This is a genomic window from Streptococcus sp. 2020WUSS084 (assembly GCF_044427445.1).
GTDB classification, from domain to species: Bacteria; Bacillota; Bacilli; order Lactobacillales; family Streptococcaceae; genus Streptococcus; species Streptococcus suis.
The window spans coordinates 1-24,897 of sequence record NZ_JAOTGC010000012.1 but is presented as its reverse complement, the minus strand read 5'-3'; the positions used below and the strand labels follow the sequence as shown (position 1 = coordinate 24,897).

The following is a 24,897-nucleotide window of genomic DNA, read 5'->3' as shown; positions in this document are numbered from 1 at the left end:
CTATTTTAGCCCGAGCTAGGAGGATTTAGATGAAGGTTGATGAACTAATTTCTCAATTAGAGAAACAAGGTCTAGAAATTCATATTCAGCGAAACAAAGAACAGACTTCCTTATATTATTTATGTAATAAACTTGGTAATAAATTCTTAGAAATTCATTACAATAAAGCTGATGAAGTTACAAGAGTGAAGTTTCACAGTAATACCATCGTTCCAACGGAAGTTCTTAGTGAAATAGAATCATCTGGTGATGATGACAATTCGATTACAAAACAAATTAAATTCAACAGTGATACAAACAATGCTAATGATGTCATCTTAGTAGCACTTGCTAGCTATAATAAAGTGAGAGATTTGTATAGCTCAAAAAACTAAATTAAAATCCATTCTAAAGCATAGTCCAATCACAGAGGTTGCAACCCAGCCTCTGTTTTTGGGTAAATACCCACCCAACTCTTACAGAAAGGAAAGTGTTCGTAATCGAACACGGGCTACTTTCAACATTCTAAAGAAAGGAATACAAGTTCGGTTATTCGAACACAGGCTAAAAACCTAGTGAAAAAGATAAACTTCCTAGTGTGTTAGACACACTGCGTCAGTTTCCTATTTTCATACGGTTTTCTTAACGCCTTTTGTATCATAAACTATGAACAATACAGAATATTACGATCGTCTGGGCGTTTCTAAGAGCGCTTCGCAAGACGAGATAAAAAAAGCTTATCGTAAGCTTTCAAAAAAATACCATCCAGACATCAACAAGGAACCGGGTGCGGAAGATAAGTACAAGGAAGTTCAAGAGGCCTATGAAACTCTGAGTGATCCACAAAAACGTTCTGCCTATGATCAATACGGTCCAGCTGGAGCTAACGGTGGCTTCGGTGGCGGAGCAGGTGGTTTTGGTGGTTTTGACGGAGCTGGTTTTGGTGGCTTTGAGGACATCTTCTCTAGTTTCTTCGGTGGAGGCGGTGCTAGTCGCAATCCAAATGCTCCGCGTCAGGGTGATGACCTTCAATATCGTGTTAATCTCAAGTTTGAAGAGGCTATTTTTGGAGTGGATAAAGAGGTTAGCTACCATCGTGAGGCAACCTGTCGGACTTGTACGGGAACAGGAGCTAAACCAGGAACCAGTCCAGTCACCTGTGGTCGTTGCCATGGTTCAGGGGTTATCAATGTAGACACCCAAACACCGTTGGGAACTATGCGTCGCCAGATGACATGTGATGTCTGTCATGGTCGCGGAAAACAAATCAAAGACCCATGTACAACCTGTCATGGAACTGGTCATGAAAAACAAGCCCATACGGTAACAGTCAAGGTGCCAGCTGGTGTGGAAACTGGTCAACGTATTCGCTTGGCAGGTCAAGGTGAAGCTGGTTTCAATGGAGGTCCATACGGAGATCTCTACGTTGTCATTCAGGTCCAACCTTCAGACAAGTTTGAACGTGAAGGGACCACTATTCACTATAAACTGAACCTCAACTTTGTCCAAGCAGCACTTGGAGATACAGTTCATGTGCCAACAGTTCACGGTGATGTGGATATGGTCATTCCTGAAGGTACCCAGACTGGTAAGACCTTCCGACTCAAAGGAAAAGGTGCACCAAGTGTTCGTGGTGGAGCTATTGGTGATCAATATGTCACAGTAAATATCGTCACTCCGACAGGTTTGAATGACCGCCAAAAAGCAGCTCTTAAAGAATTCGCGGCAGCAGGAAACATTGATGTCAAACCCCATAAAAAAGGATTTTTTGACAAGGTAAAAGATGCCTTTGAGGATTTATAATTCTAAGATGAGACTGGAAACTCCAGTCTCCTTTCTTTTTCAGAAAAAACTCTGGGCATTTTCTCCGACGCATCACAGGCTCTGTGTTAAAATAAGATATAGTAATTTGAAAGAGAACGCTTACGAATGAAATCTTGGGTTGAGAATGTGACCATAAAGAAATACGAAGATCGGTCTGGCTTGACGGGTTTGAAACAGGGGCCACTGGTGTGGACTGAGGTCTTTTTGCGCGAGGTCAATCGTCAGTCCAATACAGGGATTTTACATTTTTGGCCCATGGACCAAACGGTCATTCTGGGGATGATGGACAGTCAGGTTGCCCAGCTGGACAAGGGCTTAGCCAGTATTGGTCAGGAAGGCTACAGTCCTATTATTCGGAGTTTGGGCGGTCTAGCTGTGGTAGCAGATGAAGGGATTTTAAATGTCACTCTGATTTTGCCAAATCCTGCTGGTCACAAGGTTGATTTGCGGGAGTCTTATCAGGTCATGGTGGATTTGATTGCCCAGGCACTTTCAGATTTTCCCTTCGAGGTGGTCAGTGGTGAGGTGGCAACTTCCTACTGTCCTGGGACCTACGACCTTAGTATCAAGGGGCGGAAGTTTGCTGGATTGGCCCAGCGGATTTACCAAGAGGCTATTGCCATTTCTGCCTATATCAGTGTGTCAGGCAATCAAGTCAAACGTGGGCAAGTAGTGGCGGATTTTTATGCGGCAAGTTTTGCTCCGCAAGAAGTATCGGACAGATTTCCGCAAGTAAATCCGGATTCGATGGCCAATCTGTCAGACTTGGTCTGTCAGGCTTTGACGGTGGAGGATATGAAAACACGAATCGAGCGTGTGTTGATTGAAAACGGGTCTTTTCTGACCACCTTTTATCCTTCGTCGGACAATATGGTTGATTTTATGGCGCTCGGAAAGACCATCAAGCAGTCTATGGAAAAATATGGTATCTAGGAGATTCTTATGACATGGAAAGATGCGACAGCCATGGCTCAGGCTGTCAATCAAAAACAGGTTTCTGCCAAGGAATTGGTGCAAGAAACCATTGACAGGATTGAAAAGCTCAATCCCACCCTCAATGCGGTTGTCAGCAAGCAGTATGAAGAGGCCTTGAAAGAAGCTGAAAAAGAAGACTACCTTGGCAAGCCATTTGCTGGAGTTCCTTTCTTGTTGAAGGATCTGGGGCAAAATGAAAAGGGGCAGCCATCTTCTGCAGGTTCTCGCCTACTTGCTGGTCGACCAGCAGGTCATACCGACACCTATGTCCAACGCTTGAAGGACTTGGGTTTCATCATTGTCGGTCGAACCAACACGCCAGAATTCGGCTTCAAAAATATCTCAGATGCCAGCCTGCATGGTCCTGTCAATCTTCCCTTGGACCCCAGTCGCAATGCTGGTGGATCAAGTGGCGGAGCAGCTGCAGCACTGGCTTCAGGCATGGTCTCTATTGCTGCGGCATCGGATGGTGGTGGGTCTATTCGTATCCCAGCCTCTTTCAATGGCTTGATCGGGCTCAAAACCAGTCGTGGTCGAATTCCAGTTGGACCCAAGTCCTATCGTGGCTGGCAGGGGGCATCTGTCAATTTTGCCCTGACCAAGTCTGTCCGCGATACCCAGCGTCTGCTCTACCATTTCCAGGACTATCAGCTGGAAGCCCCCTTTCCCCTTGCCAAGCTGAGCGAAGAGGAGGTGTTTGGAAAATTGTCTCGCCCCCTTAAAATCGCCTACTATACCAAGTCTCCAGTAGGGAGCAAGGTCAGTCCTGAAGCGGTAGAAGCAGTTCAAAAAACCTGTCATCACTTGGCTGACTTAGGGCATGAAGTAGTGGAATTATCAGAATATCCTCTGGATGGAGTGGCCCTGATGAAATCCTTCTACCTGATGAACAGCGTGGACACTGCCCAGATGTTTGACGACATCGAAGCAGCTTTTGGGCGCCAGATGACCTTGGATGACATGGAAGTCATGTCCTGGGCTATTTACCAAAGCGGGCAAACCATTCCAGCCAAATTGCACTCCAAGGCCCTCTTGGACTGGGACCAGTTTGGAGCCAGCATGGCGTATTTCCATGAGGATTACGACTTGCTTCTGACGCCAACGGTGGCTGATGTAGCGCCCAAGCATGGGCAATTTGACCTATCAGCAGATTTGCTGGACCGCCTCAAGCAGACCCAGAATTATTCCATGGAAGAGCAGCAGGCCCTGATCTGGCAAATGTTCGAGGACAGCCTAGCCCTAACTCCCTTTACGCAGCAGGCAAACATCACCGGACAGCCAGCTATTAGCCTGCCAACTTATAAGACTCCACAAGACCTGCCAATCGGCATCCAATTGACGGCAGCCAAGGGACGAGAGGATCTACTCTTGCAGTTGGCAGACCAGTTAGAACAAGCTGGACTTCTTCATTTATAATTTCTCTATTTTTCGGTTCAATTATTTGCCAAAACGTTTTCAAAATGTTAACCTGTAAAAGTTGGTGGGTTAACACCGAAAAAGTAAAAAAGGAAGCTATGGCTTCCAAAGGAGATTGTTTTATGTTGAAAAAAGTTTTGGCCTCAGCTCTCTTGGTTTCTACTTTGACCTTGGCAGCATGTTCTAGCTCAAGTTCGAATACTAGCAGTTCTTCTGCTGAACAGACTCAATGGGAAAAAGTACAAGAAGCTGGTGTCTTGAAGGTTGCAACACCAGGGACCCTTTTCCCAACTTCTTACTACAACGATGCTAAAGAATTGGTCGGTTATGAAATTGATATGATCAATGAAATTGGTAAACGTTTGAAATTGGAAATCGAATACCAAGAAATCGGTGTGGCAGAAGCCTTTACAGCTGTGGACAGTGGAAAAGTTGATATTTCTGTTAACAACTTTGACATGACAGAAGCACGTAAGGAAAAGTACAACTTCTCTGTCCCTTACAAGTATTCAGTTGGCGGCTACATCGTTCGTGAAGATGGTTCATCAGGAATCGAAGCAGCTGACTTGAGTGACTGGACTGGCAAGAAAGCTGGTGGTGGCGCAGGCACCCAGTACATGAAAATTGCTGAAAAGCAAGGTGCAGAGCCAGTTATCTATGATAACGTAACCAACGATGTTTATTTGCGTGATGTATCAACAGGTCGTACAGACTTCATTCCAAACGACTACTACACACAAGTCATGGCCATCAAATGGGCAAATGCTAACTTCCCAGACATCAAGGTAAAAATGGGTGATGCAAAATACAATCCAACTGAACAAGGTATTGTTATGAGCAAGGCTGACACAAGCTTGAAAGAAAAAATTGACGAAGCTCTTGAAGCGATGAAAGCTGACGGAACTTTGAAGGCAATTTCTGAGAAATACTATGCAGGACAAGATTTGACAGTTCCTGTTGAAAATGCAGACCAATTGCCAGTTATCGAAGTTGAATAAGACCTCGTAACAAATTAAATGCATCTTGTATAGACTTTGTCAGTCACAGACTGGCAAGGTCTATCTGGTTTTTAGGAAAGAGGAGAAGATATGGATATTAACTGGCAGGCAGTTTTTAATGCAGATATTGCAAGAGAGGCTATTCCGCAGATTTTGGAGGGACTTCCCTACACTTTATCCCTATCCCTAATTGGTTTTGCCTTGGGGACTTTCTGTGGATTTTTTGTAGCCCTCATGCGGATGTCTAAGTTTGGACCCTTGCGTTGGTTGGCTATGGCCCATATTTCTCTCATGCGTGGAATTCCCCTTATGGTTCTTCTTTTCTTCATTTATTTTGGTTTGCCGTTTATGGGGCTACAACTAGATGCCATCTCCGCATCTATTATCGCCTTTACCTCCATGTCTAGTGCCTACATTTCTGAAATTATTCGTGCATCTCTTTCGGCCATTGATAAGGGACAATGGGAGGCAGCGCGTTCCCTGGGCTTGCGGACCAATGTGATTTACAGAAAAATCATCATCCCCCAAGCCTTTCGGATTGCCCTTCCACCGCTGAGCAATGTCCTCTTAGACATGGTCAAAAGTACCTCTCTGACAGCCATGATTACGGTACCAGAGATTTTCAACAAGGCCAAGATAGTCGGTGGAGCCAAGTCGGATTATATGACGGTTTATATCTGTGTAGCCCTTATTTATTGGGTTATCTGTACCCTTTATGCTGTCGGACAGGTGCATTTGGAAAAACGCTTGGCGACCTACTAAAAAAGAAAAAGCCCTAGGCTTTTTCTTTTTTTAGTTGTCTTCATGGACATATTCCAAAATATCTCCTGGTTGGCAGTCTAGGATTCGGCAGATGCTCATCAGGGTATTAAAACGAATGCCTTTTGCCTTGCCTGTCTTGAGAATGGATAGGTTGGCTTCGGTAATGCCGACTTGCTCCGCCAAGTCCTTGGAAGTCATTTGTCGGTCTTTGAGGACCTTGTCTAGGTTTACGCGAATCATTTCCATATCAGATAAACTCGCTATTCTCGGTTTCAAGTTGTTGCCCCTTTTGTACTAAGGTCCAGACAAAATAAGTCAGGAAGATAAAGAGAGCATTGAGGATGAAATCTGACCAACGCAGATTGAGGAAGTTGGTTGGTCCAGTAGCGTTTGTCAGGGCAATCAAGCTGGTTAGGTAAAATTGCCCAGCAGTCAGGACGAGCAAACTGATGAAGAGTTTCTGATACAGTTCCAGACTCGCTGAAGCGAAATAATCTTCTTCCAGAAATATCTTGCATAGCTTTTGAATCAAGTAGGCAATGTGACTGAGTGCCGCCAAGACGATTAAGATCAATCCACTTGTTAAAAGAATGAGCCAAACACCAATCTGGTCAGTGGGTTTGTTAAAGGTGTATTCCCAAAAACGTGTTACAAAAGAATCCCCGCTAAAACCTGCCAATGTAAAGAAGGTATAAAGGGCAATCAAAAAATAGAAGAAAAAGCGAACACATGCAGCAACCAATTCTGCTGTTTTGAGTAGATTTTTTTTCATAGCAAACCTCCAATTATTATTGTTTTATGATAATATTATCTTCAAAATTATCATAAAACAATAATTTCTGAAATGCAAGCGTTTTTTTAAAAAAATAAAAGCAAAACCACCAAGCAACTGGCGGTTTGAAGCTATTTAAAATACAACAATCTCAACCCATTCAAAATCACCAAAATCGTTGATCCTTCGTGGCCCACCACGCCGAGCGGTAGGTTGATAGACTGGAAGAGGTTAGAAATGATAAGAAGGGCAATAACAGACAGGGCAAAGATGATATTTTGCTTGATGATGCTCCGCATTTTCTTCGACAGGCGAATGGAGAAGGGAATCCGTGTCAGGTCTTCCATGAGCACGATGTCGGCAGACTCCATAGCGATATCCGTTCCGCTTCCCATAGCGTAGCTGACGTTGGCTTGGGCCAGGGCAGGAGCATCGTTGATACCGTCGCCCACCATCCCGACAGACGCAAACTCGGTTTGCAATTCTTGGATAACAGCAGCCTTATCCGTCGGCAGACAGTTGGCAATCACACGGTCAATACCGACCTGACTCGCCACATAACGAGCCGTCTTTTCTTGGTCGCCCGTCAGGAGAATTGGCGTCACGCCCATTTCTTTCAACTGAGCAATCAGCTGCTTGCTCTCTGGCTTCAAACTATCTTCCACCATGAAAATCGCCGTCAGCACATCATTTTGGCTGACATAGACCAGGGTTTTCCCAGTGCTTTCTGCCTCATCGATCTGTGCCAGCAAGTCAGCAGACAAGGGACTCACCAAACTATCCACCACAAAGCCCGCCTTACCGATTTTCCAGCTGTCGCCCTCATAGCCTGCCACCAAGCCTTTTCCGGTCAAGTCTTCTAGGCTTTGGAGGGCAATAGCAGAGCTGTCAGCCGTATAGGTCATGAGAGCCTGGGCGATCGGATGGCTCGATTGTTTTTCAACTGCCTGAACAACCTGCTTGATAAGTTCTTCATCGCCAAGATAGGTCGCTCCCACAACTTCAGGTTTGCCAATGGTTAAGGTACCAGTCTTGTCAAAGACGATGGCCTCTAAGTTGGCGATGTTATCCGCAATGTCGCCTCCTTTGATAATCATGCCTTTGCGTGCCGCACGGCTGATGGTAGAAAGTGTCGCCGGTGAAGAAGAAGCCACAAGCGCACATGGAGAAGCAATGGTCAAGAGAATCATGCCACGGTAGAAGGCAGTCAACCAGTTCCAACCCAGAGCAAAATGAGCAAAGAGAATGAAGAGCGGCACCACCACCAAGACAACTTTGACATAGGTATCCTCCATGTTTTCAATGAAAGTCGCTGTTTTTGATTTGGATTCTTGGGCATTTTCAACCATTTGGACGATTTTATCGAAGAGGGCATCGCCTTTTTCAGCTGTAACTTGAACGGTCACAGTTGGACCTTGGTTAATAGTACCACCAATAACAGCCGCACCAGCCATTTTCTCCGCAGGGAGTGGCTCGCCTGTAATCATGGATTCGTCAAAGATGGATTGCGGACTGATGAGGGTGGCATCCAGTGGGACCGTGTCACCCTTGCGAACTTGCAGGAGGTCGCCGATGCGGATGGCTGCGGTGTCTAAGACAGTGATGTCACCATTTTCCTCGATTTTGCGAGCCGTTGGAGGGGTCATGTTCATCAGAGCTGCGATGGCATTCTTGCTTTTTTCCATGGCTAATTCTTCCAGAGTAGAAGAAAGGGAGAAGATGAAGATGAGTAGGGCCCCCTCCATCCAGTAGCCGATCAGGCCAGAGCCGATAGCAGCCAAGATCATGAGAAGGTCAACAGATAGGTGCTTATCGAAAATGAGCTCAGAAATGCCTTCCTTGGCAGACTGGTAGCCACCGATGACAAAGGCTGAAATGAAGAAGATAGGTGCCCATCCCTGTCCAGTCTGGAGTAAAAGGATACCCATTAGAATGAGCACCAAGCAGAGAGCGGTTGTGATGATGTGGCTGTGTTGTTTGAGGTTGGATATGAGTGTCATAGTTTGCTGTTTCCTTATTTATAATCGTTATTATTTAATCAAGTTAATTATAACGATTATAAAAAAGAAAGTCAAGTTTTTTGGAATTATTCTAAATAAGATTGTTCTGATAATTCAAAGGGAAATAAAAAAAGCGACAGGAAGCCGCTTTGATATTCGTCTTTTATCCCTGACAATCAGGACAAATGCCGTAGATGGATAGCACCTCTTTTGTAATTTTGTAACCAGTTTGGGTATGAGCTTCCTTCTTCAAGCTCGGGATTTCTACATCCATGAAATCAGTGATTTTTCCACAGACTTCACAAATAACATTGAGGTGCTCGTGCCCCATGAAGTCGTAATAAGTAGTATTATCATTGGTCCGTTTCAATTCAGTCACAAACCCTTCTTCCAATAGAAGTTTGAGGTTGTTGTAAACAGTCGCCAGGCTCATGTTGGGGTAGCTAGGTAGTAGATCTTGATAAATCATCTCAGCACTAGGATGGTTATCGCTTTCGATAATGTAGGCAACGACTGCTTTTCTAGTTTCGGTAATGCGTACACCCTTTTCTTTTAGATGTTGGATGACGTGTTCAAAAGCAGTTTGGTTTTCTGCATTGAGGTGAGAATGGAGTTCCATAGTTTCCTCCTTTCGTTACTATTTTATAAAAATTCTAAGATACAATATTCAGTTTCATTATAGTGTATTTGGAAGGTTGTGTCAATTTTGAGACAGGAAATCTGTCATAGGACAGTTTGATGTCTCATGACTTGTTTACATACTTTTCCTGTGCTACAATCAAAACATGACAAGATATAAGGCAATTATTTCCTACGACGGACATGATTTTTCTGGTTTTCAACGCCAGCCCCATGCTCGTACGGTTCAGGAAGAGATCGAAAAAACGTTAGTAAGATTGAATAGTGGTCAGCCAGTAACCGTTCATGGTGCAGGTCGGACAGATGCAGGGGTACACGCCTACGGTCAGGTTATACACTTTGACTTGGCTGGCAGTCGAGATGTGGAGAAGCTCCGCTTTGCCCTGGATACCCAAACCCCTGAGGATATTGATGTGGTCCAGGTGGAGCAGGTGGCGGATGATTTTCATTGCCGCTATGCCAAGCACAGCAAGACCTATGAGTTTCTGGTGGATATTGGGCGGCCTAAGAATCCCATGATGCGACACTATGCGACCTTTTATCCCTATGATTTGGACTTGAGCTTGATAGAAGAAGCTATTCAGGACTTGGTGGGGACCCATGATTTTACAGGCTTTACAGCTTCGGGGACCTCGGTCGAGGACAAGGTGCGGACCATCACGACGGCGACAATGGAGTACGACCAGCGGCGGCAGTTCTTGATTTTTACTTTTTCGGGCAATGGTTTTTTGTACAAGCAGGTGCGGAATATGGTCGGGACCTTACTGAAAATTGGTAATGGTCGCATGCCTGTTGGGCAGATCAAGCGGATTTTGGCAGAAAAGGATCGTGGTTTGGCGGGACCGACTGCGGCAGGCAACGGCCTCTATCTAAAGGAGATTATCTATGAAGACTAAGTATATTTTGGCGCTTTCTGGCAATGATATTTTCAGCGGTGGCGGTCTCCATGCGGATCTGACGACCTACGCTGTCCACAAGCTGCATGGCTTTGTGGCGGTGACCTGCTTGACAGCTATGACGGAAAAAGGTTTTGAGGTCATTCCGACAGATGCGGCGGTCTTTGCCCAGCAGCTGGCTAGTTTGAAGGATGTGCCCTTTTCTGCGATTAAGATTGGCTTGCTTCCCACGGTGGACATAGCAGAGCAGGCTTTGGCGTTTATCAAGGCTCACCCGGAGATTCCTGTGGTCTTGGATCCGGTCTTGGTCTGCAAGGAAACGCACGATACCGAGGTCAGCCAGTTGCGAGATGAACTCTTGAAATTCCTTCCCTATGTCAGCATTATCACACCAAATCTGGCAGAAGCTCAGCTATTGCTCCAAAAGGATATCGAAACGGTGGAAGAGATGAAGCAGGCGGCAGTGACCTTGTATGACTTGGGAGCCAAGGCGGTGGTCATCAAGGGAGGTAATCGTCTGGATGGCTCAGAGGCGATCGATGTTTTCTACGACGGTCAGGAAGTGGTGGTGCTCCAGTCGCCTCTGCTGTCAGAAAACAATGTGGGGGCAGGCTGTACCTTTGCGTCCAGCATTGCCAGTCAGCTTTTGCTGGGAAGAGAACCTTTCGAGGCAGTCAGACTGTCCAAGGACTTCGTCCATGCGGCGATTGAAAAATCAGATGATTACGGGGTGATTCAATATGAGAAATAAGAAAACACAGGAATTAGTATTATTAGCTATCTTAACAGCCTTGAGCTTGGTATTAGCCTTTATTCATGTGCCAACTGCAACTGGTTTTGTCACGCTCTTGGATGTTGGGGTATATTTTACAGCCTTTTACTTGGGCAAGAAAGAGGGAGCCATTGTCGGCGGATTGTCAGGGCTTCTGATTGATTTCTTGTTGGGCTATCCCCAGTGGGCTTTCTTTAGTTTGCTCTTCCACGGGGCTCAAGGTTATTTTGCGGGTTGGACAGGTAAGAAACGGATTCTCGGTTTAGTCTTGGCGACCCTCTCTATGGTGGGGGGCTATTACCTAGCATCTCGGATTTATTTTAATGACCTCAAAGCCATTGAAAGTGTTCTAAGCAATACCTTGCAAAACACAGTTGGTTTGGTAGTTGGTTACATCTTGGCTCAGGCAATAGAAAGAATTGGTGCAGTAAATCATGTCATTAAGGGAAATTAAAGACCAAACTCAGCAAGTTGTGCAAGAAGTCCTAGAACTCAGCAATCTTCAAAAGGGACAGATTTTTGTCCTAGGATTGTCCTCTAGTGAGGTCATTGGTGGGCATATTGGCAAAAATTCCAGTCTGGAAGTTGGTGAGGTGGTTGTTGAAACCATCTTGGAGATCCTGGAGCCAAAAGGTATCTATCTAGCTGTCCAAGGCTGTGAACACCTCAATCGTGCCTTGGTGGTGGAGCGGGAATTGGCAATCCAGAAGGATTTGGAAATAGTCAATGTCCTGCCAACCCTTCATGCAGGTGGTTCTGGTCAGTTGGCGGCCTTCAAGTATATGAAGGACCCGGTGGAAGTCGAGTTTATCACCGCTCAGGCTGGTGTAGACATCGGCGACACAGCTATCGGTATGCATATCAAGCACGTCCAAGTGCCAATTAGACCAAGCTTGCGTGAGATCGGCCAGGCCCATGTCACCGCCCTTGCCAGCCGTCCAAAATTGATCGGTGGTGCTCGTGCGGCTTATCAAGAAGATCAGATACGGAAAAATTAATCACAGCCAAGCGGTTGTGATTTTTTTGAAAACAAAATCCTTGCCAAGTGGATTTCTTTTTGCTAAACTTGTTCTTGTGGTTGATACAAGTTCAAAAGGAGGATTTCCATGGATACCAAATTTTCAGTAGCTTTGCATATCTTGACCATGATTAGCGAGAGTAGTGACGTCATGACGTCGCAGGCCTTGGCAACCAGCGTCGGTACCAATGCCAGTTATATCCGCAAGGTCATCGCTCTCTTGAAGAATGCAGGCATCATCCAGTCCCAGCAGGGCAAGGCTGGCTATGAGTTGAGCAAGAGTCCGGCGGACATCAGCCTTCTGGACATCTACTATGCTACCCAGGAAGTCACGCATATCCAGCTCTTTCAACAGCACCAACATGCTAATCAAGCCTGCCCAGTTGGTCGGCACATTGCAGGAGCTGTCCAGCCAATCTTTGCGACCATTGAGCAGGATTTGCAGGATAGATTATCCCAAGAAAGCTTGGCCCAGGTTATTGCCAACTTGTATCAAAAGGCAAAAAAATCCAACTGACTTTCACAAGTCAGTTTCTATTTAGCACAACTTAGACTTGTATTAGATACAAGTCTATGAATAAAAGGAGTAAACCATGAAAGCAGCACAACACACATCTTATAACAAAAACAATATCGTACTTAACCTAACTGACATTGCTAAACCACAAATTAAACCCAACCAAGTCCTTATCAAAGTGACTGCAGCAGGTGTCAATCCTCTGGACAACATGATTTCTCGTGGTGAAGTCAAATTGATTGTGCCTTACAAATTGCCGCAAACAGCTGGCAATGAGGTCGTTGGTTTGGTCGAGGAAGTCGGATCCAGCGTGACAAATTTTGCAGTTGGTGACCGTGTCTTTGGTCGTCTTCCTCTCGACAATATCGGTGCCTTTGCCGAGTATGTAGCGGTTGAGGCTACAGCCCTTGCCAAAGTTCCTGCCTATCTGACGGATGTGGAAGCGGCGGCTGTTCCCCTGACTGCCTTGACCATTATGCAGGCACTGGACCTCATGGGTGCAGAGGCTGGCAAGACCATTTTCATCTCAGGCGGGACAGGTGGTGTCGGCGGGATGGCCATTCCCATTGCCAAAGCCAAGGGCTTGACCGTCATTACCAACGGTGATGGGGCAAATGCAGAGCGGGTATTGGCGTTGGGTGCTGACCAGTTTATCGACTACAAGACAGAAGATTACACCAAAACCCTCTCCCAAATCGACTATGTACTGGACACGCTTGGCGGTGCAGAAACAGAAAAACAAATGTCGATTATGAAAAAAGGTGGCCAGCTGGTTTCCCTCCGTGCTATGCCAAATGGCGAATTTGCCAAACGCATGAATCTGCCAAAATGGAAGCAAGTCCTGCTTGGTTTGGTTGGTCGCAAGTTTGATAAAATGGCGGAAAGCTACGGCGTACACTATCATTTCATCTTCGTAGAAAGCAATGGCCAACAGCTACAAGAAGTGGCAGATATTTTCAGCAAGCTCGAAATCAAACCGTCTATCGACACCGTTTACCCATTTGAAGAAGTCAATGTAGCCTTGGACAAGGTCGCCAACGGTCGCTCACGTGGAAAAACCGTCCTCAGTTTTGAATAGTAGGAGTACTTATGTCTTATATCACAACTAAAAATCAGTACATTACTGTCGCTGGCAATCAGATTGCCTACCGTGAACTAGGCAATGGCAAGTCCAAACTGCCCTTGGTCATGTTGGTCCATTTGGCCGCAACCTTGGACAACTGGGACCCAAAATTGCTGGATTTACTGGCTGAAAAAGAGCACATCATCGTCCTTGACCTGCCTGGCGTCGGAGCCAGTCAAGGCAAGGTAGCTTCTACGATTTCAGGAATGGCAGAGCAGACTATTGCTATTATCAAGGATTTGGGGTATACGAAAATCAACCTGCTCGGTCTTTCTATGGGTGGTTTTATCGCCCAAGAAATCGTCCGTCTTGACAGTCCCTTGGTCAACCGCTTGATTCTTGCAGGAACAGGTCCTCGCGGTGGTATTGAAGTCGATAAGGTAACAGGAAAAACCTTCCGCTACATGCTGAAGGCTGGCTTTGAGCGTGTGGATCCCAAACGCTACATCTTCTACAATCACGATGAAGCGGGGCGCCTGGAAGCCGAAAAAGTTTTGGGTCGTATGGGAGAAAGAAAAGCCGAGTATGCAGACAAGGAGATGAATGTCCCAGGATTTTTGACCCAGTTGAAGGCCATCAAACGTTGGGGGAGAGATCCTCAAGAAGATATGGCCTTTATCACGCAACCAACGCTGATCGTCAACGGTGACAAGGATATGCAAGTTCCGACTGAGAACTCTTATATCATGCATGAGAAAATCAAAAACAGCCAACTGATTATCTATCCAAATGCGGGTCACGGATCTATCTTCCAAAATGCAGAGGTATTTTCAACAGCCTTGATAGACTTTTTGGAGGAATAGTACCCGCTAATCTTGACGATACAAGGCCTGCAAAGTCCCCAAAATCACCCCAGCCTGCTCTTGAAAGAGTTGATTGAGTTACTTGTCTTCCTTATCTTTTGTCTGTATAATAATCTAAAACGAAAGGAAATCAGATGAACACAAAGAATTTTTACTGGGTACGAGAGCCAGAAAACTACCAGGTTTTAGATAAGGAAATCAGAATCACAACCCAAGCTCATACGGACTTGTGGCAGAAAACCTATTACCATTTTGTTAATGACAATGCTCCCCTGCTCTTGATGGATACGGAGGAAGAGTATTTCTCCTTTACGGTTAAGACAGATTTTTCCAAAAGTCATACCCGCTTTGACCAGTGTGGTGTTGTGGTCTATCAGGATTCGGAAAACTGGATTAAGGGCTCGATTGAGTATGAAAATGAGGAGTTTCAGCACTTGGGCAGTGTCGTGACCAATCACGGCTTTTCAGACTGGGCAACTCAGGAGATACCTGCTTCTGTCAAGTCAATCTATTACCGTTTGAGCCGACGGGGTAGCGATTTCTGCATCGAAAACTCTAAAGACGGTGTCCATTTTGAGCAGATGCGGATTTGCCACTTACATGAAGGCAGTGGTAAAATCCATTTTGGAATCTATGCCTGCTCGCCAGAAGATTCCTCTTTTGAAGCCGTCTTTTCGGAAATGAGTTTGACTGACTGCAAGTGGCTGGCCCACGACGGACAACAACCAGATTAGAAGATTAGCTTCCAGCTCTGCCATTTCCCGAAAGTCCATTATAAAATCGTTGAAATCCTTGTCATTTGTGGTATAATGAAGAGTATGCAATAAAATTTTAAGGAGAATGACAGAATGTCTGTATCATTTGAAGCAAAAGAAACAAACCGCGGCGTTTTGACTTTCACAATCGGTCAAGATGCAATCAAACCAGAATTGGACCGCGTTTTCAACAAAGTTAAGAAAGATATCAATCTTCCAGGTTTCCGTAAAGGTCACTTGCCACGTGCTGTATTTAACCAAAAATTTGGTGAAGAAGCCCTTTACCAAGATGTTGTGAATGCACTTTTACCTGCAGCTTATGAAGCAGCAGTTGCTGAAGCTGGTCTTGAAGTTGTTGCACAACCAAAAATCGACGTTGTATCTATGGAAAAAGGCCAAGACTGGACAATCACTGCTGAAGTTGTGACAAAACCTGAAGTAAAATTGGGTGACTACAAAAACTTGACAGTTTCAGTAGAAGCAACTAAAGAAGTATCTGACGAAGAAGTAGATGCAAAAATCGAACGCGAACGCAACAACTTGGCTGAATTGGTCATCAAAGAAGGTCCAGCAGCTGAAGGCGACACAGTTGTCATCGACTTTGTAGGTTCAATCGACGGCGTTGAATTTGACGGCGGTAAAGGTGAGAACTTCTCACTTGGACTTGGTTCAGGTCAATTCATCCCAGGTTTCGAAGCACAATTGGTAGGCCATGCAGCTGGTGAAGAAGTAAACGTTGAAGTGACTTTCCCAGAAGACTACCAAGCAGCTGACCTTGCAGGCAAACCAGCCCTCTTCGTGACAAAAATCCACGAAGTAAAAGCAAAAGAAGTTCCAGCTTTGGATGACGAATTGGCAAAAGACATCGACGAAGAAGTAGAAACACTTGATGAGTTGAAAGCTAAATACCGCAAAGAATTGGAAGCAGCAAAAGAAGTTGCCTTTGACGATGCAGTTGAATCAGCAGCTCTTGAATTGGCTGTAGAAAACGCTGAAATCGTTGAATTGCCAGAAGAAATGATCCACGAAGAAGTTCACCGTGCAATCAATGAGTTCTTGGGTGGTATGCAACAACAAGGTATCTCACCAGATATGTACTTCCAAATCACTGGTACAACTCGTGAAGATCTTCATAAACAATACGAAGCAGATGCTGAAAAACGTACTAAGACAAACTTGGTTGTTGAAGCAGTAGCGAAAGCAGAAGGTTTCGAAGCAACTGAAGAAGAAATCAACAAAGAAATCGAAGACTTGGCAGCAACTTACAAGATGGAAGCGGCACAAGTTCGTAGCTTGCTTTCACCAGAAATGCTTAAACACGACATCGCTGTGAAGAAAGCTGTAGAAGTAATTACAAGCACTGCAACTGTAAAATAATTATTTGGAAAACTCGACTCTAGTCGGGTTTTTTTGTTTAATCATCTTTTTAATGCGATGTGCTGAGATGTTGACACGAACTCTGAGAAGCGAAGCCGGACTTTTTGCCTAACCTTGTTGTAATCGTTTTCTTTTGTTTGTTTTTGCTTTGAGAAGGGTCAAGTAATGGTTTGTAATATGTAACATTTGACAAATTTCAATTTTTCAGTTATCGTTAAAAGGTTGTTTTAGTGAAATTTACAATAAAAGTAAGTACAAAAGGGGGATGATGTTTCTGTTTTGAAAAGAACAATTTGAAGAGACTTATGAATATTGTTTTCACGACCAGCGACAAAAAATATCTATATTTATATTAAGGAGAAAATAATGAGACACAATGGAAAAAATCAAATGTTTCCAGATAAGCGTCAACGTTTTTCAATTCGTAAGTTTAAAACAGGAGTAGCATCCGTTGTCTTTGTTGCACTATTCTTGGGTAACATGGCTACAGTTGCTGCAGAGCAGGTTCCGACAAATACAGATTCATCTGCTAAAGAGGTAATGGAAAGTGATGTTGCTTTGCCAACGGATGAGACATTGGATAAAGTGACAACAACTGATGAAGAAGTAGCACCTATTGAAGAGGGAGTGGATGCCTCGTTAGCGCCACTAGAGAGCGCTGAGGCACCTCAAGAATTTAGAGCAGCTGTAGGAACTGAGCGTTCAGCGGCGACAAATACTAAAGGAGTAGTTGTAACACCAGGACAAGGTATCAAAACAATTAGTGAAATTCCGACAGATGGTTTTACGACAACTGAGCCTGAAGTAAAGTCAATGAACCCTAACTTTACTGGCACGGTAAACCACAATTCTAAAAATTACACGTTTGCTGTTATTAAAACAGATAAGTACAATGATTGGACTGCAGGCCCTCTTTATGTGAATAAAGATGGTGAAGTTGTGACAAGATCGTCTGGTGGAGCGAAGCTCATCCATCAGATAGCCTTTAGTACAGATAGAGACGGTAAGGGAGATGTATATGTAGATATGTACGGTGGCGACGGTAATTTACTAATGTCGGACGCCTTGGTTCCTGAGCTTCAAGAGAATGAGCTTAAATATGTTTATAAAAATTGGCTAGGTAGAACTACTACGTACACTATACAACATAAAGAAGTTATCACAAATAATGGAAATCTTCCAATCGTATCTGTATCTACTTCAAATGCAACAGATGGTTGGTTTGATGAGCTATATACCAACTACGAAAAGGCACTGGGATATACCAACGGTCGTTATATGGGCTATGGCTGGTTCGTTCCTAGATTGATTGACAAGAAGACAGAATATGTTGTCAAAGATTCTAACAAAGTGTTAGCGACTGTGACACAAACAGAAATGTCAGGGTACAAATTTACAACTGCAGCACCAGAAACAATTACAGCAGATGGTGTGACCTATAAGTTGATCAAAGATAGTGGTACCAATACAAGTGGTTTCATCAATCCTCTAGTAAGTAAGGGTGATGCGCTTGCTGTAGGTACCGATAAAGGTTATTTCATCAGATATCTGATGAATGATGATAATGGAAAAGCGATTGACTGGGAACTTCTGGATCCTGACAATAACGTTGCAAAAGATATTAATGGCAAGCCTGCTAAAGGTGTCTTGAGAGATGGGCAAACAGCGAATGTAACAGTTGATGTTGCATCAACTAATACTCGGACAACTTTCTACATTAATAATCCATATTTCCCAGGTGGGAGAACAGTCTACTATTATGAAGTTGTTCCAACTTCGGAAGTTCCTAAAGGTAGTGTCACGGTAAAACACGTTACAACAACTGGTGAGGTTCTGAAGGAAGAGACCTCAGTTAAAACTAATGAGCCAGTTGGTACCCCATATGAGACCAAACCAGAAGACAAGATTGTGACGGATAATGGTCGTACCTTCAAGTACAAAGAGGTTGACAAAACTTCTGCGCAACCAAAAGGTGAGGTCAAAGAGGGGACTCAAAAAGTAACCTTCGTCTACGAAGAAGTCAAAGGCAATGTCACAGTAGAGCATGTAACGACAGATGGTAAGGTTCTTAAAGCAGAAACTCCAGTCTTTAACGAAAACCAGTCAACCGGCACAGCTTATGAAACGAAGAATGAAACTGAATTGAAAGACGAAGCGGGTAATGTTTATGTCTTCAAGGAACACAAAGCAGATTCAGCCCCAGTTTCAGGTAAAGTTACTGAGACAGCACAAAAAGTTGTTTACGTTTACGAGTTGAAACCAGTCACTCCGACTCCAAGCCCAACACCAGACGCACCAAAAGGTAATGTTACAGTCGAACACGTTACAACAACTGGTGAAGTTCTGAAGAAAGAAACCCCAGTTAAGACAGATGAACCAGTTGGTACCCCATATGAGACCAAACCAGAAGACAAGATTGTGACAGATAACGGTCGTACCTTCAAGTACAAAGAGGTTGATAAAACTTCTGCGCAACCAAAAGGTGAAGTCAAAGAGGGTACTCAAAAAGTAACCTTCGTTTACGAAGAAGTCAAAGGCAATGTCACAGTCGAGCATGTAACGACAGATGGCAAGGTTCTTAAAGCAGGAACTCCAGTCTTTAGCGAAAACCAGTCAACTGGCACAGCTTATGAGACGAAGAATGAAACTGAATTGAAAGACGAAGCAGGTAATGTTTATGTCTTCAAGGAACACAAAGCAGATTCAGCTCCAGTTTCAGGCAAGGTTACTGAGACAGCACAAAAAGTTGTTTACATTTATGAGTTGAAACCAGTCACTCCGACTCCAACACCAGAAGTTTCAAAACCAAAATCTACTACACCTGCTACACCAACGCAAGATAGCAGCATCCCAACATCAGTAGTTTCTACAAATAAAGCGCAATTGCCGAATACCGGTGAAGATAACTCAGTAGCTTTTGCAACACTAGGTACAGCTATGTTGGTGGCTACATTTGCACTCAACGGAAAACGTCGTCAAGACGAGAACTAATAAAGCGTTTTGCAATGTATCTTTAAAAGAGGGGATCATTTTTTACCATCAAGCTCTTTGAGTGGCAAGTAGAATGGGTAAGCTTTTTGAAGCCTCCTGTCAACCGTAGAGGGCGACTTATAGATTGATTCAAAAGTCTAGGGAAAAATTAGTCCTTACATATTAAAAAACGAGCAATTCCAATTTGGAGTTGCTCGTTTTCCATTCCATAAAACTTATTTTTGGTGGTTTAATTGCAATGTTTAAAAAAGGTCATACTCAACAAAAATCAAAAATAGCAAGTCCGAGCTACTTATAACATGTGAAACCTTAATTTATAAGTTTGAGTTGAGGATTGTGGATTTCAAGTAGCTGTTTTCTTCTAAAAAAATAACAAAATCGAAACGCTCCATATCCACTTTGAGTAGTAGGTGGCTATTTTTGATTTCAAATGAGTATCAAAGGAAAGAGAATTCCGATATTAGGGATGTGTCGAGGGTCAAATTATTAATTATAGTCTTTTAGTTTACTTTTAGTACGAGGCAATGAGCTGCAGGCATAACTGAAGTTAGGCAAGGCTTACGTCGAAGTAATAAAAGAAAAACTAAATGATGATATTTATAATTTCACACAGAGGTAGTCTCTGGTAAGGGTTATCTTACATATTGTCTATAACTAAACATTGGCAAGTCATCATCTTGATTTACCAATTCATTCGCTTGAGCTTAAAGAAGACTTTGTGCTTTTATTGTGTGAGAATGTGTCATCTCTTCAAAGTTTTGCTTGATGTAGTACAAGGTATTTCAAAAGAAAAAGTTGTATGAATTGGCAGTTTTAGAACAAGATAAAAGTAAGTTGTTAGGGATGACACAGTATTAACTTGAATGAAGTTCGGTGAAAGTTTTTAGATGTCGCTGGAGGTGAGGTTTATAGCTAGGGATACAAATCACGTTTTCGCGGATAGCTGTGACTTTCTCAAAAAAATGCTTGACCAGTTAACGTTCTTGTTATATAATTAACTGGTTAAAGAAGGAGGTAATTATGTTTAAGAAAATAGTAGGGACCTGTCTTTTGGCCTTATTCGGTTTTGTTTTAGCGGCTTGCTCGGCTCAGAAGGAAGCGAGTCAAGTGCAGCCAGGAATGAAAATAGTCACCTCATTTTACCCGATTTATTCACTGGTTAAGGAAGTGTCAGGGAGCAAAAATGATGTTCGAATGATTGGTTCAAGACAGGGTATACACTCTTATGAACCATCAGCTGCAGACATAAAGGCTATATATGATGCAGATGTTTTTATCTATCATTCGCGAATTTTGGAATCCTGGGCAGGACGTTTGGAACCTAATTTGCAAGGTTCATCTGTCAAGGTTTTGGAGGCTTCGACTAATTTACCGCTGACAAAGGTTCCAGGGTTAGAAGACATGGAAGCTGGTCAAGGGATTGATGAAGCTAGTTTATATGACCCCCACACATGGCTGGATCCAGTTTTGGTTGGTCAGGAAGCTGTTGCGATCGGTGAACTTTTAGCAGAAAGTGATCCTAAGAATGCGGATTATTATCGTCAAAATGCCGCAACTTTGGAGGAAAAGGCGCAAAAGTTGGCAGACAAGTATAGCCCAATCTTTTCAAAAGCCACTTCAAAAACATTTGTCACTCAACACACAGCCTTCTCTTACACTGCGCAACGCTTCGGGTTGAAGCAGTTGGGAATCGCAGGAGTTTCAGAGGAGGAACCAAGCCCTAGACAGTTGGCGGAAATTAAAGAATTTGTTGACACCTACAATGTACAAACAATTTTTACAGAGAAAGGTGTCTCAGATAAGCTTGCTAAGTCATTGGCGAGTTCGACAGGTGTGGACTTAAAAGTGTTGGATCCTCTTGAAGCAGATCCAGAAAATAATTTAACCTATCTAGAAAATCTAGAGCAAGTTTTAGAAACATTAGCTCAAGAGTTAAAATAAAAGGCCGAATTCTATCGACCGAAAGGAGAAAAAATGAAGAAAAAAGCAGTTGTTGGCTCTGTAGCTGCCCTTGTTTTAGGGATGAGTCTCTGTAGCTATCAGCTTGGACGTTTCCAAGCGATGGAAGAGCAAAAAAATCGTGTGTCCTACATTGAAGATAGTCAAAGTGCACAAAGCACGGTCTCGGAACAATTAACACCTGATCAAATTTCTGCCAAGGAAAATATTGATGCCGAGCAGATAGTTGTTAAAATTACTGATCAAGGCTATGTGACATCACACGGCGACCATTTCCACTACTATAATGGTAAAGTCCCTTTTGATGCGATTTTTAGTGAAGAATTGGTCATGAAGGACCCGAACTATGTTTTACAAGACAGTCACATCATCAATGAAGTCCAGGATGGCTACGTCATAAAAGTCGACGGGAAATACTATCTCTATCTAAAAGACCCTAGCAAACGTAAAAATGTTCGTAGCAAAGAAGAAGTGGAGCGGCAAAAAGGAATCTCTTCTGCTGACAGTAAGAATCAGGCAGCAGGAAATAGTAAAGACGGCCGCTACAGAACAGACGATGGCTATGTCTTTAATCCGACAGATGTTATTGAAGACACGGGAGATGGTTTTATCGTTCCGCACGGCGACCATTTCCACTTTATTCCTAAAAAAGATTTATCAGCTGCCGAATTGAAGGCTGCTCAAGATTACTGGAATCAAAAAGGAAGTGTGAGCTCGGCTAGTGGTAGTCAATATGGCGATAGAAACAATAGAGCTCAACAGACAACAATTAGTGCGGGGCAAGGTCAGGATTTGGCTAGTTTATTGGCTCAATTGGATGCAACGCCACTATCTCAACGCCATGTAGAAGCAGATGGATTGGTATTTGACCCAAGAACGATTACGAAGAAAACCGCAGCAGGTGTCATCGTTCCACACGGCGACCATTATCACTTTATCCCATACAGCCAGATGTCTCCTCTAGAAGAGAAGATTTCTCGAATGATTGGTGTAAATGGAGCAGGTGTTTCTTCTGGCGCACAAGCAAGTCACTCCCAACACACACCGACACAACCAAATCGTCCAGTAACACCAATCGGCACGGTTACAACGCAACCGGCATCGCCTACACAACCAGTATTACCAACACAACCGAAGCAGTCAACAGGGAAAGTGGTTTCCTATATGGGACGTCAAATTCCTGCTTACGGAAAAGGGTTAGATGGTAAGGCATACTTTACAAGTGATGGATACATCTTTAGCAAATCCTCTATTACCTCAGTTGATGATCAAGGGTTGATAGCTAGTCATGGAGATCATTTCCATTATGTTGGTTTTGGCGAACTCGAAGATTTTGAAATCAAGCAAGTAGAGGAATGGGTTAATGAGAAGGCGGGCAAACAAGTGCCGCCGAAAACATCTGAACAAGTAGGAAACGATGCTAAACCCACAACACCAAGTCAAGGGAATGATTCAACACCTGTAAAACCAATTCAAGAAGAAAACCGCCCTGCATTTGAATACAAACAAGTAACGGCTAAACGTAAGTTGGCTGGAAAAGTTGTTTATGAAATGGAAGTAGGTGGAAAAACTTATACGTATGGTCGTGACGAACTAGATTTGATGAAGATCTCTTTTGCTGAGTTGACCTTGGCAGAAAAAGATAAGCAGTATATCTTTGATATTGCACCGCTTGCAGAAGGAGATCTTACGCCAGCCATGTTGGTCGGTATGGATCAAATTCCGATGAAGGGAGCGAATGCGACCTATGATACTGGACAATCCTTTATTATTCCACACATTGATCACATCCACGTCCTACCTTACACATGGTTGAGTAAGGAACAAATTGCAACGATCCGCTATATCATGCAACATCCTGAAATTCGTCCATCTGCTTGGACTACAAGTGGACATGGTGATGGAGAAGCAACGGATCTTGTTCCCCCAATTCTAAATGCAACACCTAAAGCAAACCGCTTAGGCTTGAAAAATTGGCAAATCATTCACACCGCAGAAGAAGTCATGAATGCACGTGCAAAAGGGAAATTTGCAACAAATGACGGCTATATCTTCTCGGCGGAAGACGTACTAGATCCAGCAAGTTTTGTCTTTAGTCAAGCATTCAGTCTACCAAGAGCGACAGGTGGTTCTCTGCGTTCAATTTCCAAGAAAGATTTATCTAAAGAAGAATTGGAAGCTGTACAAACTCTTCTTGATAAACGAGATGCTGAAGAATTGGCGAAAAATGTCACACCAATTGAGAAACGTGCAGGTTTGAAAAATTGGCAAATTGTTCACTCGGCAGAAGAATTGGCAGAAGCTAAGGCAGCAGGAAAATATACAACGAAAGACGGCTATATTTTTGACCCAGCAGACCTATTAGATCCAAAAGTGAAAATAGGTACGGATAACTATCGCATCCCACGTGTGATTACAGATGGTTACCGTCGGATTAACAAGAGTGATTTGAATTACTTAAGCGAGCTAATCCCAGCAGAGGCTATGGTAGCTCAACGTGAGAAATCTAATTCTAGTTCACCGTCAACACCTGCACCAACTGAAACAGGAACAACTGCAGGCGAGACAACAACGCCAGAACAGCCACAAGTTGCCAAAGAAACAGCAGAGGAAATTTACAACCGAGTTGAAGCGAAGAAAGTCGTTCCTTTCGAAGCACTGACCTACAATGCTGGCTATGCGACCGAAGTACGCAACGGGACTCTAGTGATTCCGCATCAAGATCACTATCACTATGTATCCTTTAAATGGTTTGATCAAGGTAGTGCAAGAAGTCCTGAAGGGTATAGTCTAGAAGATTTCCTAGCAACGGTTAAATACTACATGACTAATCCACAAGAACGCCCTGTTTCAGACGATGGCTGGGGAGTATTTACACCAAATACACCATCTGAATCAACAGAAGAAACAGAGACGGAAGAAAGTGATGAAGAAATTATTTCTGAAGAAACTGAGGAAATTGACGAGTTCACAGAAGAATTAAAACGAAGAGCAGAAGAGTTTGGCATGGACTTCAAAACCTTTGAACAAAGTCTGGTCACGCTCTCAGACCGTTACAAAGTTTCTTTTGAAGCTTTCGAATATGATGCAACAAGTAAAGTTGTTCGACTTGTAGATAAGGATGGGGTCAAACGGACCATCTCCCTTCCAAGTTTAGAAGAACAAGTATAGTAAACAAAATACCTGTAGCGCTGTGATATACTCCCCTTATAGTGGACAGTGAAAAAACAAAAATTTTCACTAGAAACTATAAAGGGAGTTTTATTATGTCCAAAAGAAGTCCAAAGTCTGTCTCTGAGAAACTAGAAATTGTTCTACTCT

The 24,897-nt window shown here is 43.6% G+C and carries 22 protein-coding genes; 18 read left to right on the top strand and 4 right to left on the bottom strand.

Annotated features, from left to right (window positions below; genetic code table 11):
- The first annotated feature begins 29 nt into the window (after nt 1-29).
- The 6 genes from ODU50_RS07595 (at nt 30) to ODU50_RS07570 (ending at nt 5,954) form a co-directional block, all read left to right on the top strand.
- Nucleotides 30-374, top strand: coding sequence for a hypothetical protein (locus ODU50_RS07595; protein WP_024412472.1), 345 nt, complete (start codon nt 30-32; stop codon nt 372-374).
- Between the two features lie 271 nt (nt 375-645).
- Nucleotides 646-1,782 (top strand): molecular chaperone DnaJ, encoded by a 1,137-nt coding sequence (dnaJ, locus tag ODU50_RS07590; RefSeq protein ID WP_105153373.1) that lies wholly within the window; start codon nt 646-648, stop codon nt 1,780-1,782.
- 126 nt (nt 1,783-1,908) lie between these two features.
- Nucleotides 1,909-2,736, top strand: a complete 828-nt coding sequence (locus tag ODU50_RS07585) for a lipoate--protein ligase family protein (protein ID WP_105153372.1) — start codon at nt 1,909-1,911, stop codon at nt 2,734-2,736.
- A 9-nt stretch (nt 2,737-2,745) separates the two neighbouring features.
- Nucleotides 2,746-4,194, top strand: a complete 1,449-nt coding sequence (locus tag ODU50_RS07580) for an amidase (RefSeq protein WP_105153371.1) — start codon at nt 2,746-2,748, stop codon at nt 4,192-4,194.
- Between the two features lie 122 nt (nt 4,195-4,316).
- A complete protein-coding gene (locus tag ODU50_RS07575; protein WP_105153370.1) occupies nt 4,317-5,192 on the top strand; it encodes a transporter substrate-binding domain-containing protein in 876 nt (291 codons plus the stop codon).
- A 90-nt stretch (nt 5,193-5,282) separates the two neighbouring features.
- A complete protein-coding gene (locus ODU50_RS07570; RefSeq protein ID WP_105153369.1) occupies nt 5,283-5,954 on the top strand; it encodes an amino acid ABC transporter permease in 672 nt (223 codons plus the stop codon).
- 30 nt (nt 5,955-5,984) lie between these two features.
- Here ODU50_RS07570 and ODU50_RS07565 read toward each other — a convergent pair whose 3' ends face one another.
- The 4 genes from ODU50_RS07565 to ODU50_RS07550 form a co-directional block, all read right to left on the bottom strand.
- Entirely contained in the window at nt 5,985-6,200 is a 216-nt protein-coding gene (locus tag ODU50_RS07565; RefSeq protein ID WP_014637449.1) for a helix-turn-helix transcriptional regulator, read from the bottom strand.
- 1 nt (nt 6,201) lies between these two features.
- Nucleotides 6,202-6,726, bottom strand: coding sequence for a hypothetical protein (locus ODU50_RS07560; protein WP_105153368.1), 525 nt, complete (start codon nt 6,724-6,726; stop codon nt 6,202-6,204).
- A 131-nt stretch (nt 6,727-6,857) separates the two neighbouring features.
- Nucleotides 6,858-8,726 carry a heavy metal translocating P-type ATPase gene (locus tag ODU50_RS07555; protein WP_105153367.1) on the bottom strand — a complete coding sequence of 623 codons (1,869 nt, stop codon included), beginning with the start codon at nt 8,724-8,726 and terminating at the stop codon, nt 6,858-6,860.
- A gap of 163 nt (nt 8,727-8,889) precedes the next feature.
- Nucleotides 8,890-9,345, bottom strand: a complete 456-nt coding sequence (locus ODU50_RS07550) for a Fur family transcriptional regulator (protein WP_105153366.1) — start codon at nt 9,343-9,345, stop codon at nt 8,890-8,892.
- Nucleotides 9,346-9,511: 166 nt separating this feature from the next.
- On the opposite strand from ODU50_RS07550, the gene truA reads away from it, so the two are divergent.
- The 12 genes from truA to ODU50_RS07490 all read left to right on the top strand — a co-directional run bounded on the left by truA (nt 9,512) and on the right by ODU50_RS07490 (nt 24,747).
- Nucleotides 9,512-10,261: a tRNA pseudouridine(38-40) synthase TruA gene (truA, locus tag ODU50_RS07545; protein ID WP_105153365.1), complete on the top strand. Its 750-nt coding sequence runs from the start codon at nt 9,512-9,514 to the stop codon at nt 10,259-10,261.
- Nucleotides 10,251-11,012, top strand: coding sequence for a bifunctional hydroxymethylpyrimidine kinase/phosphomethylpyrimidine kinase (locus ODU50_RS07540; protein ID WP_105153364.1), 762 nt, complete (start codon nt 10,251-10,253; stop codon nt 11,010-11,012). Before truA ends, ODU50_RS07540 begins: the two co-directional genes overlap by 11 nt.
- Nucleotides 11,002-11,487: an ECF transporter S component gene (locus ODU50_RS07535; protein WP_105153363.1), complete on the top strand. Its 486-nt coding sequence runs from the start codon at nt 11,002-11,004 to the stop codon at nt 11,485-11,487. The genes ODU50_RS07540 and ODU50_RS07535 overlap by 11 nt, the downstream gene beginning before the upstream one ends.
- A complete protein-coding gene (locus tag ODU50_RS07530) occupies nt 11,468-12,031 on the top strand; it encodes a TIGR01440 family protein (RefSeq protein WP_105153362.1) in 564 nt (187 codons plus the stop codon). Before ODU50_RS07535 ends, ODU50_RS07530 begins: the two co-directional genes overlap by 20 nt.
- 108 nt (nt 12,032-12,139) lie before the next feature.
- A complete protein-coding gene (locus ODU50_RS07525; RefSeq protein WP_024384690.1) occupies nt 12,140-12,568 on the top strand; it encodes an Rrf2 family transcriptional regulator in 429 nt (142 codons plus the stop codon).
- Between the two features lie 76 nt (nt 12,569-12,644).
- On the top strand, nt 12,645-13,646 hold the full coding sequence (locus tag ODU50_RS07520) for an NADP-dependent oxidoreductase (RefSeq protein ID WP_053867507.1): 1,002 nt from the start codon (nt 12,645-12,647) through the stop codon (nt 13,644-13,646).
- Nucleotides 13,647-13,657: 11 nt separating this feature from the next.
- Entirely contained in the window at nt 13,658-14,494 is an 837-nt protein-coding gene (locus tag ODU50_RS07515) for an alpha/beta fold hydrolase (protein WP_053867108.1), read from the top strand.
- Nucleotides 14,495-14,628: 134 nt separating this feature from the next.
- Entirely contained in the window at nt 14,629-15,228 is a 600-nt protein-coding gene (locus ODU50_RS07510; RefSeq protein ID WP_053867105.1) for a DUF1349 domain-containing protein, read from the top strand.
- 114 nt (nt 15,229-15,342) lie between these two features.
- The gene (gene tig, locus ODU50_RS07505) at nt 15,343-16,626 is read left to right on the top strand and encodes a trigger factor (RefSeq protein ID WP_105121540.1); all 1,284 of its coding nucleotides are present in this window, start codon (nt 15,343-15,345) and stop codon (nt 16,624-16,626) included.
- A gap of 366 nt (nt 16,627-16,992) precedes the next feature.
- Nucleotides 16,993-19,617: a MucBP domain-containing protein gene (locus tag ODU50_RS07500; RefSeq protein ID WP_398581383.1), complete on the top strand. Its 2,625-nt coding sequence runs from the start codon at nt 16,993-16,995 to the stop codon at nt 19,615-19,617.
- 1,020 nt (nt 19,618-20,637) lie between these two features.
- Complete coding sequence (locus ODU50_RS07495; protein WP_053866862.1) at nt 20,638-21,558, top strand: metal ABC transporter solute-binding protein, Zn/Mn family; 921 nt, start codon at nt 20,638-20,640, stop codon at nt 21,556-21,558.
- 33 nt (nt 21,559-21,591) lie between these two features.
- Complete coding sequence (locus tag ODU50_RS07490; protein ID WP_053866863.1) at nt 21,592-24,747, top strand: pneumococcal-type histidine triad protein; 3,156 nt, start codon at nt 21,592-21,594, stop codon at nt 24,745-24,747.
- Nucleotides 24,748-24,897 lie beyond the last annotated feature (150 nt).

Excerpts from the sequence above, each read along its gene's own strand:
- ODU50_RS07595 (WP_024412472.1), top strand. The coding sequence starts at position 30 with ATGAAGGTTGATGAACTAATTTCTCAATTAGAGAAACAAGGTCTAGAA.
- dnaJ (WP_105153373.1), top strand. The coding sequence starts at position 646 with ATGAACAATACAGAATATTACGATCGTCTGGGCGTTTCTAAGAGCGCT.
- ODU50_RS07585 (WP_105153372.1), top strand. The coding sequence starts at position 1,909 with ATGAAATCTTGGGTTGAGAATGTGACCATAAAGAAATACGAAGATCGG.
- ODU50_RS07580 (WP_105153371.1), top strand. The coding sequence starts at position 2,746 with ATGACATGGAAAGATGCGACAGCCATGGCTCAGGCTGTCAATCAAAAA.
- ODU50_RS07575 (WP_105153370.1), top strand. The coding sequence starts at position 4,317 with ATGTTGAAAAAAGTTTTGGCCTCAGCTCTCTTGGTTTCTACTTTGACC.
- ODU50_RS07570 (WP_105153369.1), top strand. The coding sequence starts at position 5,283 with ATGGATATTAACTGGCAGGCAGTTTTTAATGCAGATATTGCAAGAGAG.
- ODU50_RS07565 (WP_014637449.1), bottom strand. The coding sequence starts at position 6,200 with ATGGAAATGATTCGCGTAAACCTAGACAAGGTCCTCAAAGACCGACAA.
- ODU50_RS07560 (WP_105153368.1), bottom strand. The coding sequence starts at position 6,726 with ATGAAAAAAAATCTACTCAAAACAGCAGAATTGGTTGCTGCATGTGTT.
- ODU50_RS07555 (WP_105153367.1), bottom strand. The coding sequence starts at position 8,726 with ATGACACTCATATCCAACCTCAAACAACACAGCCACATCATCACAACC.
- ODU50_RS07550 (WP_105153366.1), bottom strand. The coding sequence starts at position 9,345 with ATGGAACTCCATTCTCACCTCAATGCAGAAAACCAAACTGCTTTTGAA.
- truA (WP_105153365.1), top strand. The coding sequence starts at position 9,512 with ATGACAAGATATAAGGCAATTATTTCCTACGACGGACATGATTTTTCT.
- ODU50_RS07540 (WP_105153364.1), top strand. The coding sequence starts at position 10,251 with ATGAAGACTAAGTATATTTTGGCGCTTTCTGGCAATGATATTTTCAGC.
- ODU50_RS07535 (WP_105153363.1), top strand. The coding sequence starts at position 11,002 with ATGAGAAATAAGAAAACACAGGAATTAGTATTATTAGCTATCTTAACA.
- ODU50_RS07530 (WP_105153362.1), top strand. The coding sequence starts at position 11,468 with ATGTCATTAAGGGAAATTAAAGACCAAACTCAGCAAGTTGTGCAAGAA.
- ODU50_RS07525 (WP_024384690.1), top strand. The coding sequence starts at position 12,140 with ATGGATACCAAATTTTCAGTAGCTTTGCATATCTTGACCATGATTAGC.
- ODU50_RS07520 (WP_053867507.1), top strand. The coding sequence starts at position 12,645 with ATGAAAGCAGCACAACACACATCTTATAACAAAAACAATATCGTACTT.
- ODU50_RS07515 (WP_053867108.1), top strand. The coding sequence starts at position 13,658 with ATGTCTTATATCACAACTAAAAATCAGTACATTACTGTCGCTGGCAAT.
- ODU50_RS07510 (WP_053867105.1), top strand. The coding sequence starts at position 14,629 with ATGAACACAAAGAATTTTTACTGGGTACGAGAGCCAGAAAACTACCAG.
- tig (WP_105121540.1), top strand. The coding sequence starts at position 15,343 with ATGTCTGTATCATTTGAAGCAAAAGAAACAAACCGCGGCGTTTTGACT.
- ODU50_RS07500 (WP_398581383.1), top strand. The coding sequence starts at position 16,993 with ATGAGACACAATGGAAAAAATCAAATGTTTCCAGATAAGCGTCAACGT.
- ODU50_RS07495 (WP_053866862.1), top strand. The coding sequence starts at position 20,638 with ATGTTTAAGAAAATAGTAGGGACCTGTCTTTTGGCCTTATTCGGTTTT.
- ODU50_RS07490 (WP_053866863.1), top strand. The coding sequence starts at position 21,592 with ATGAAGAAAAAAGCAGTTGTTGGCTCTGTAGCTGCCCTTGTTTTAGGG.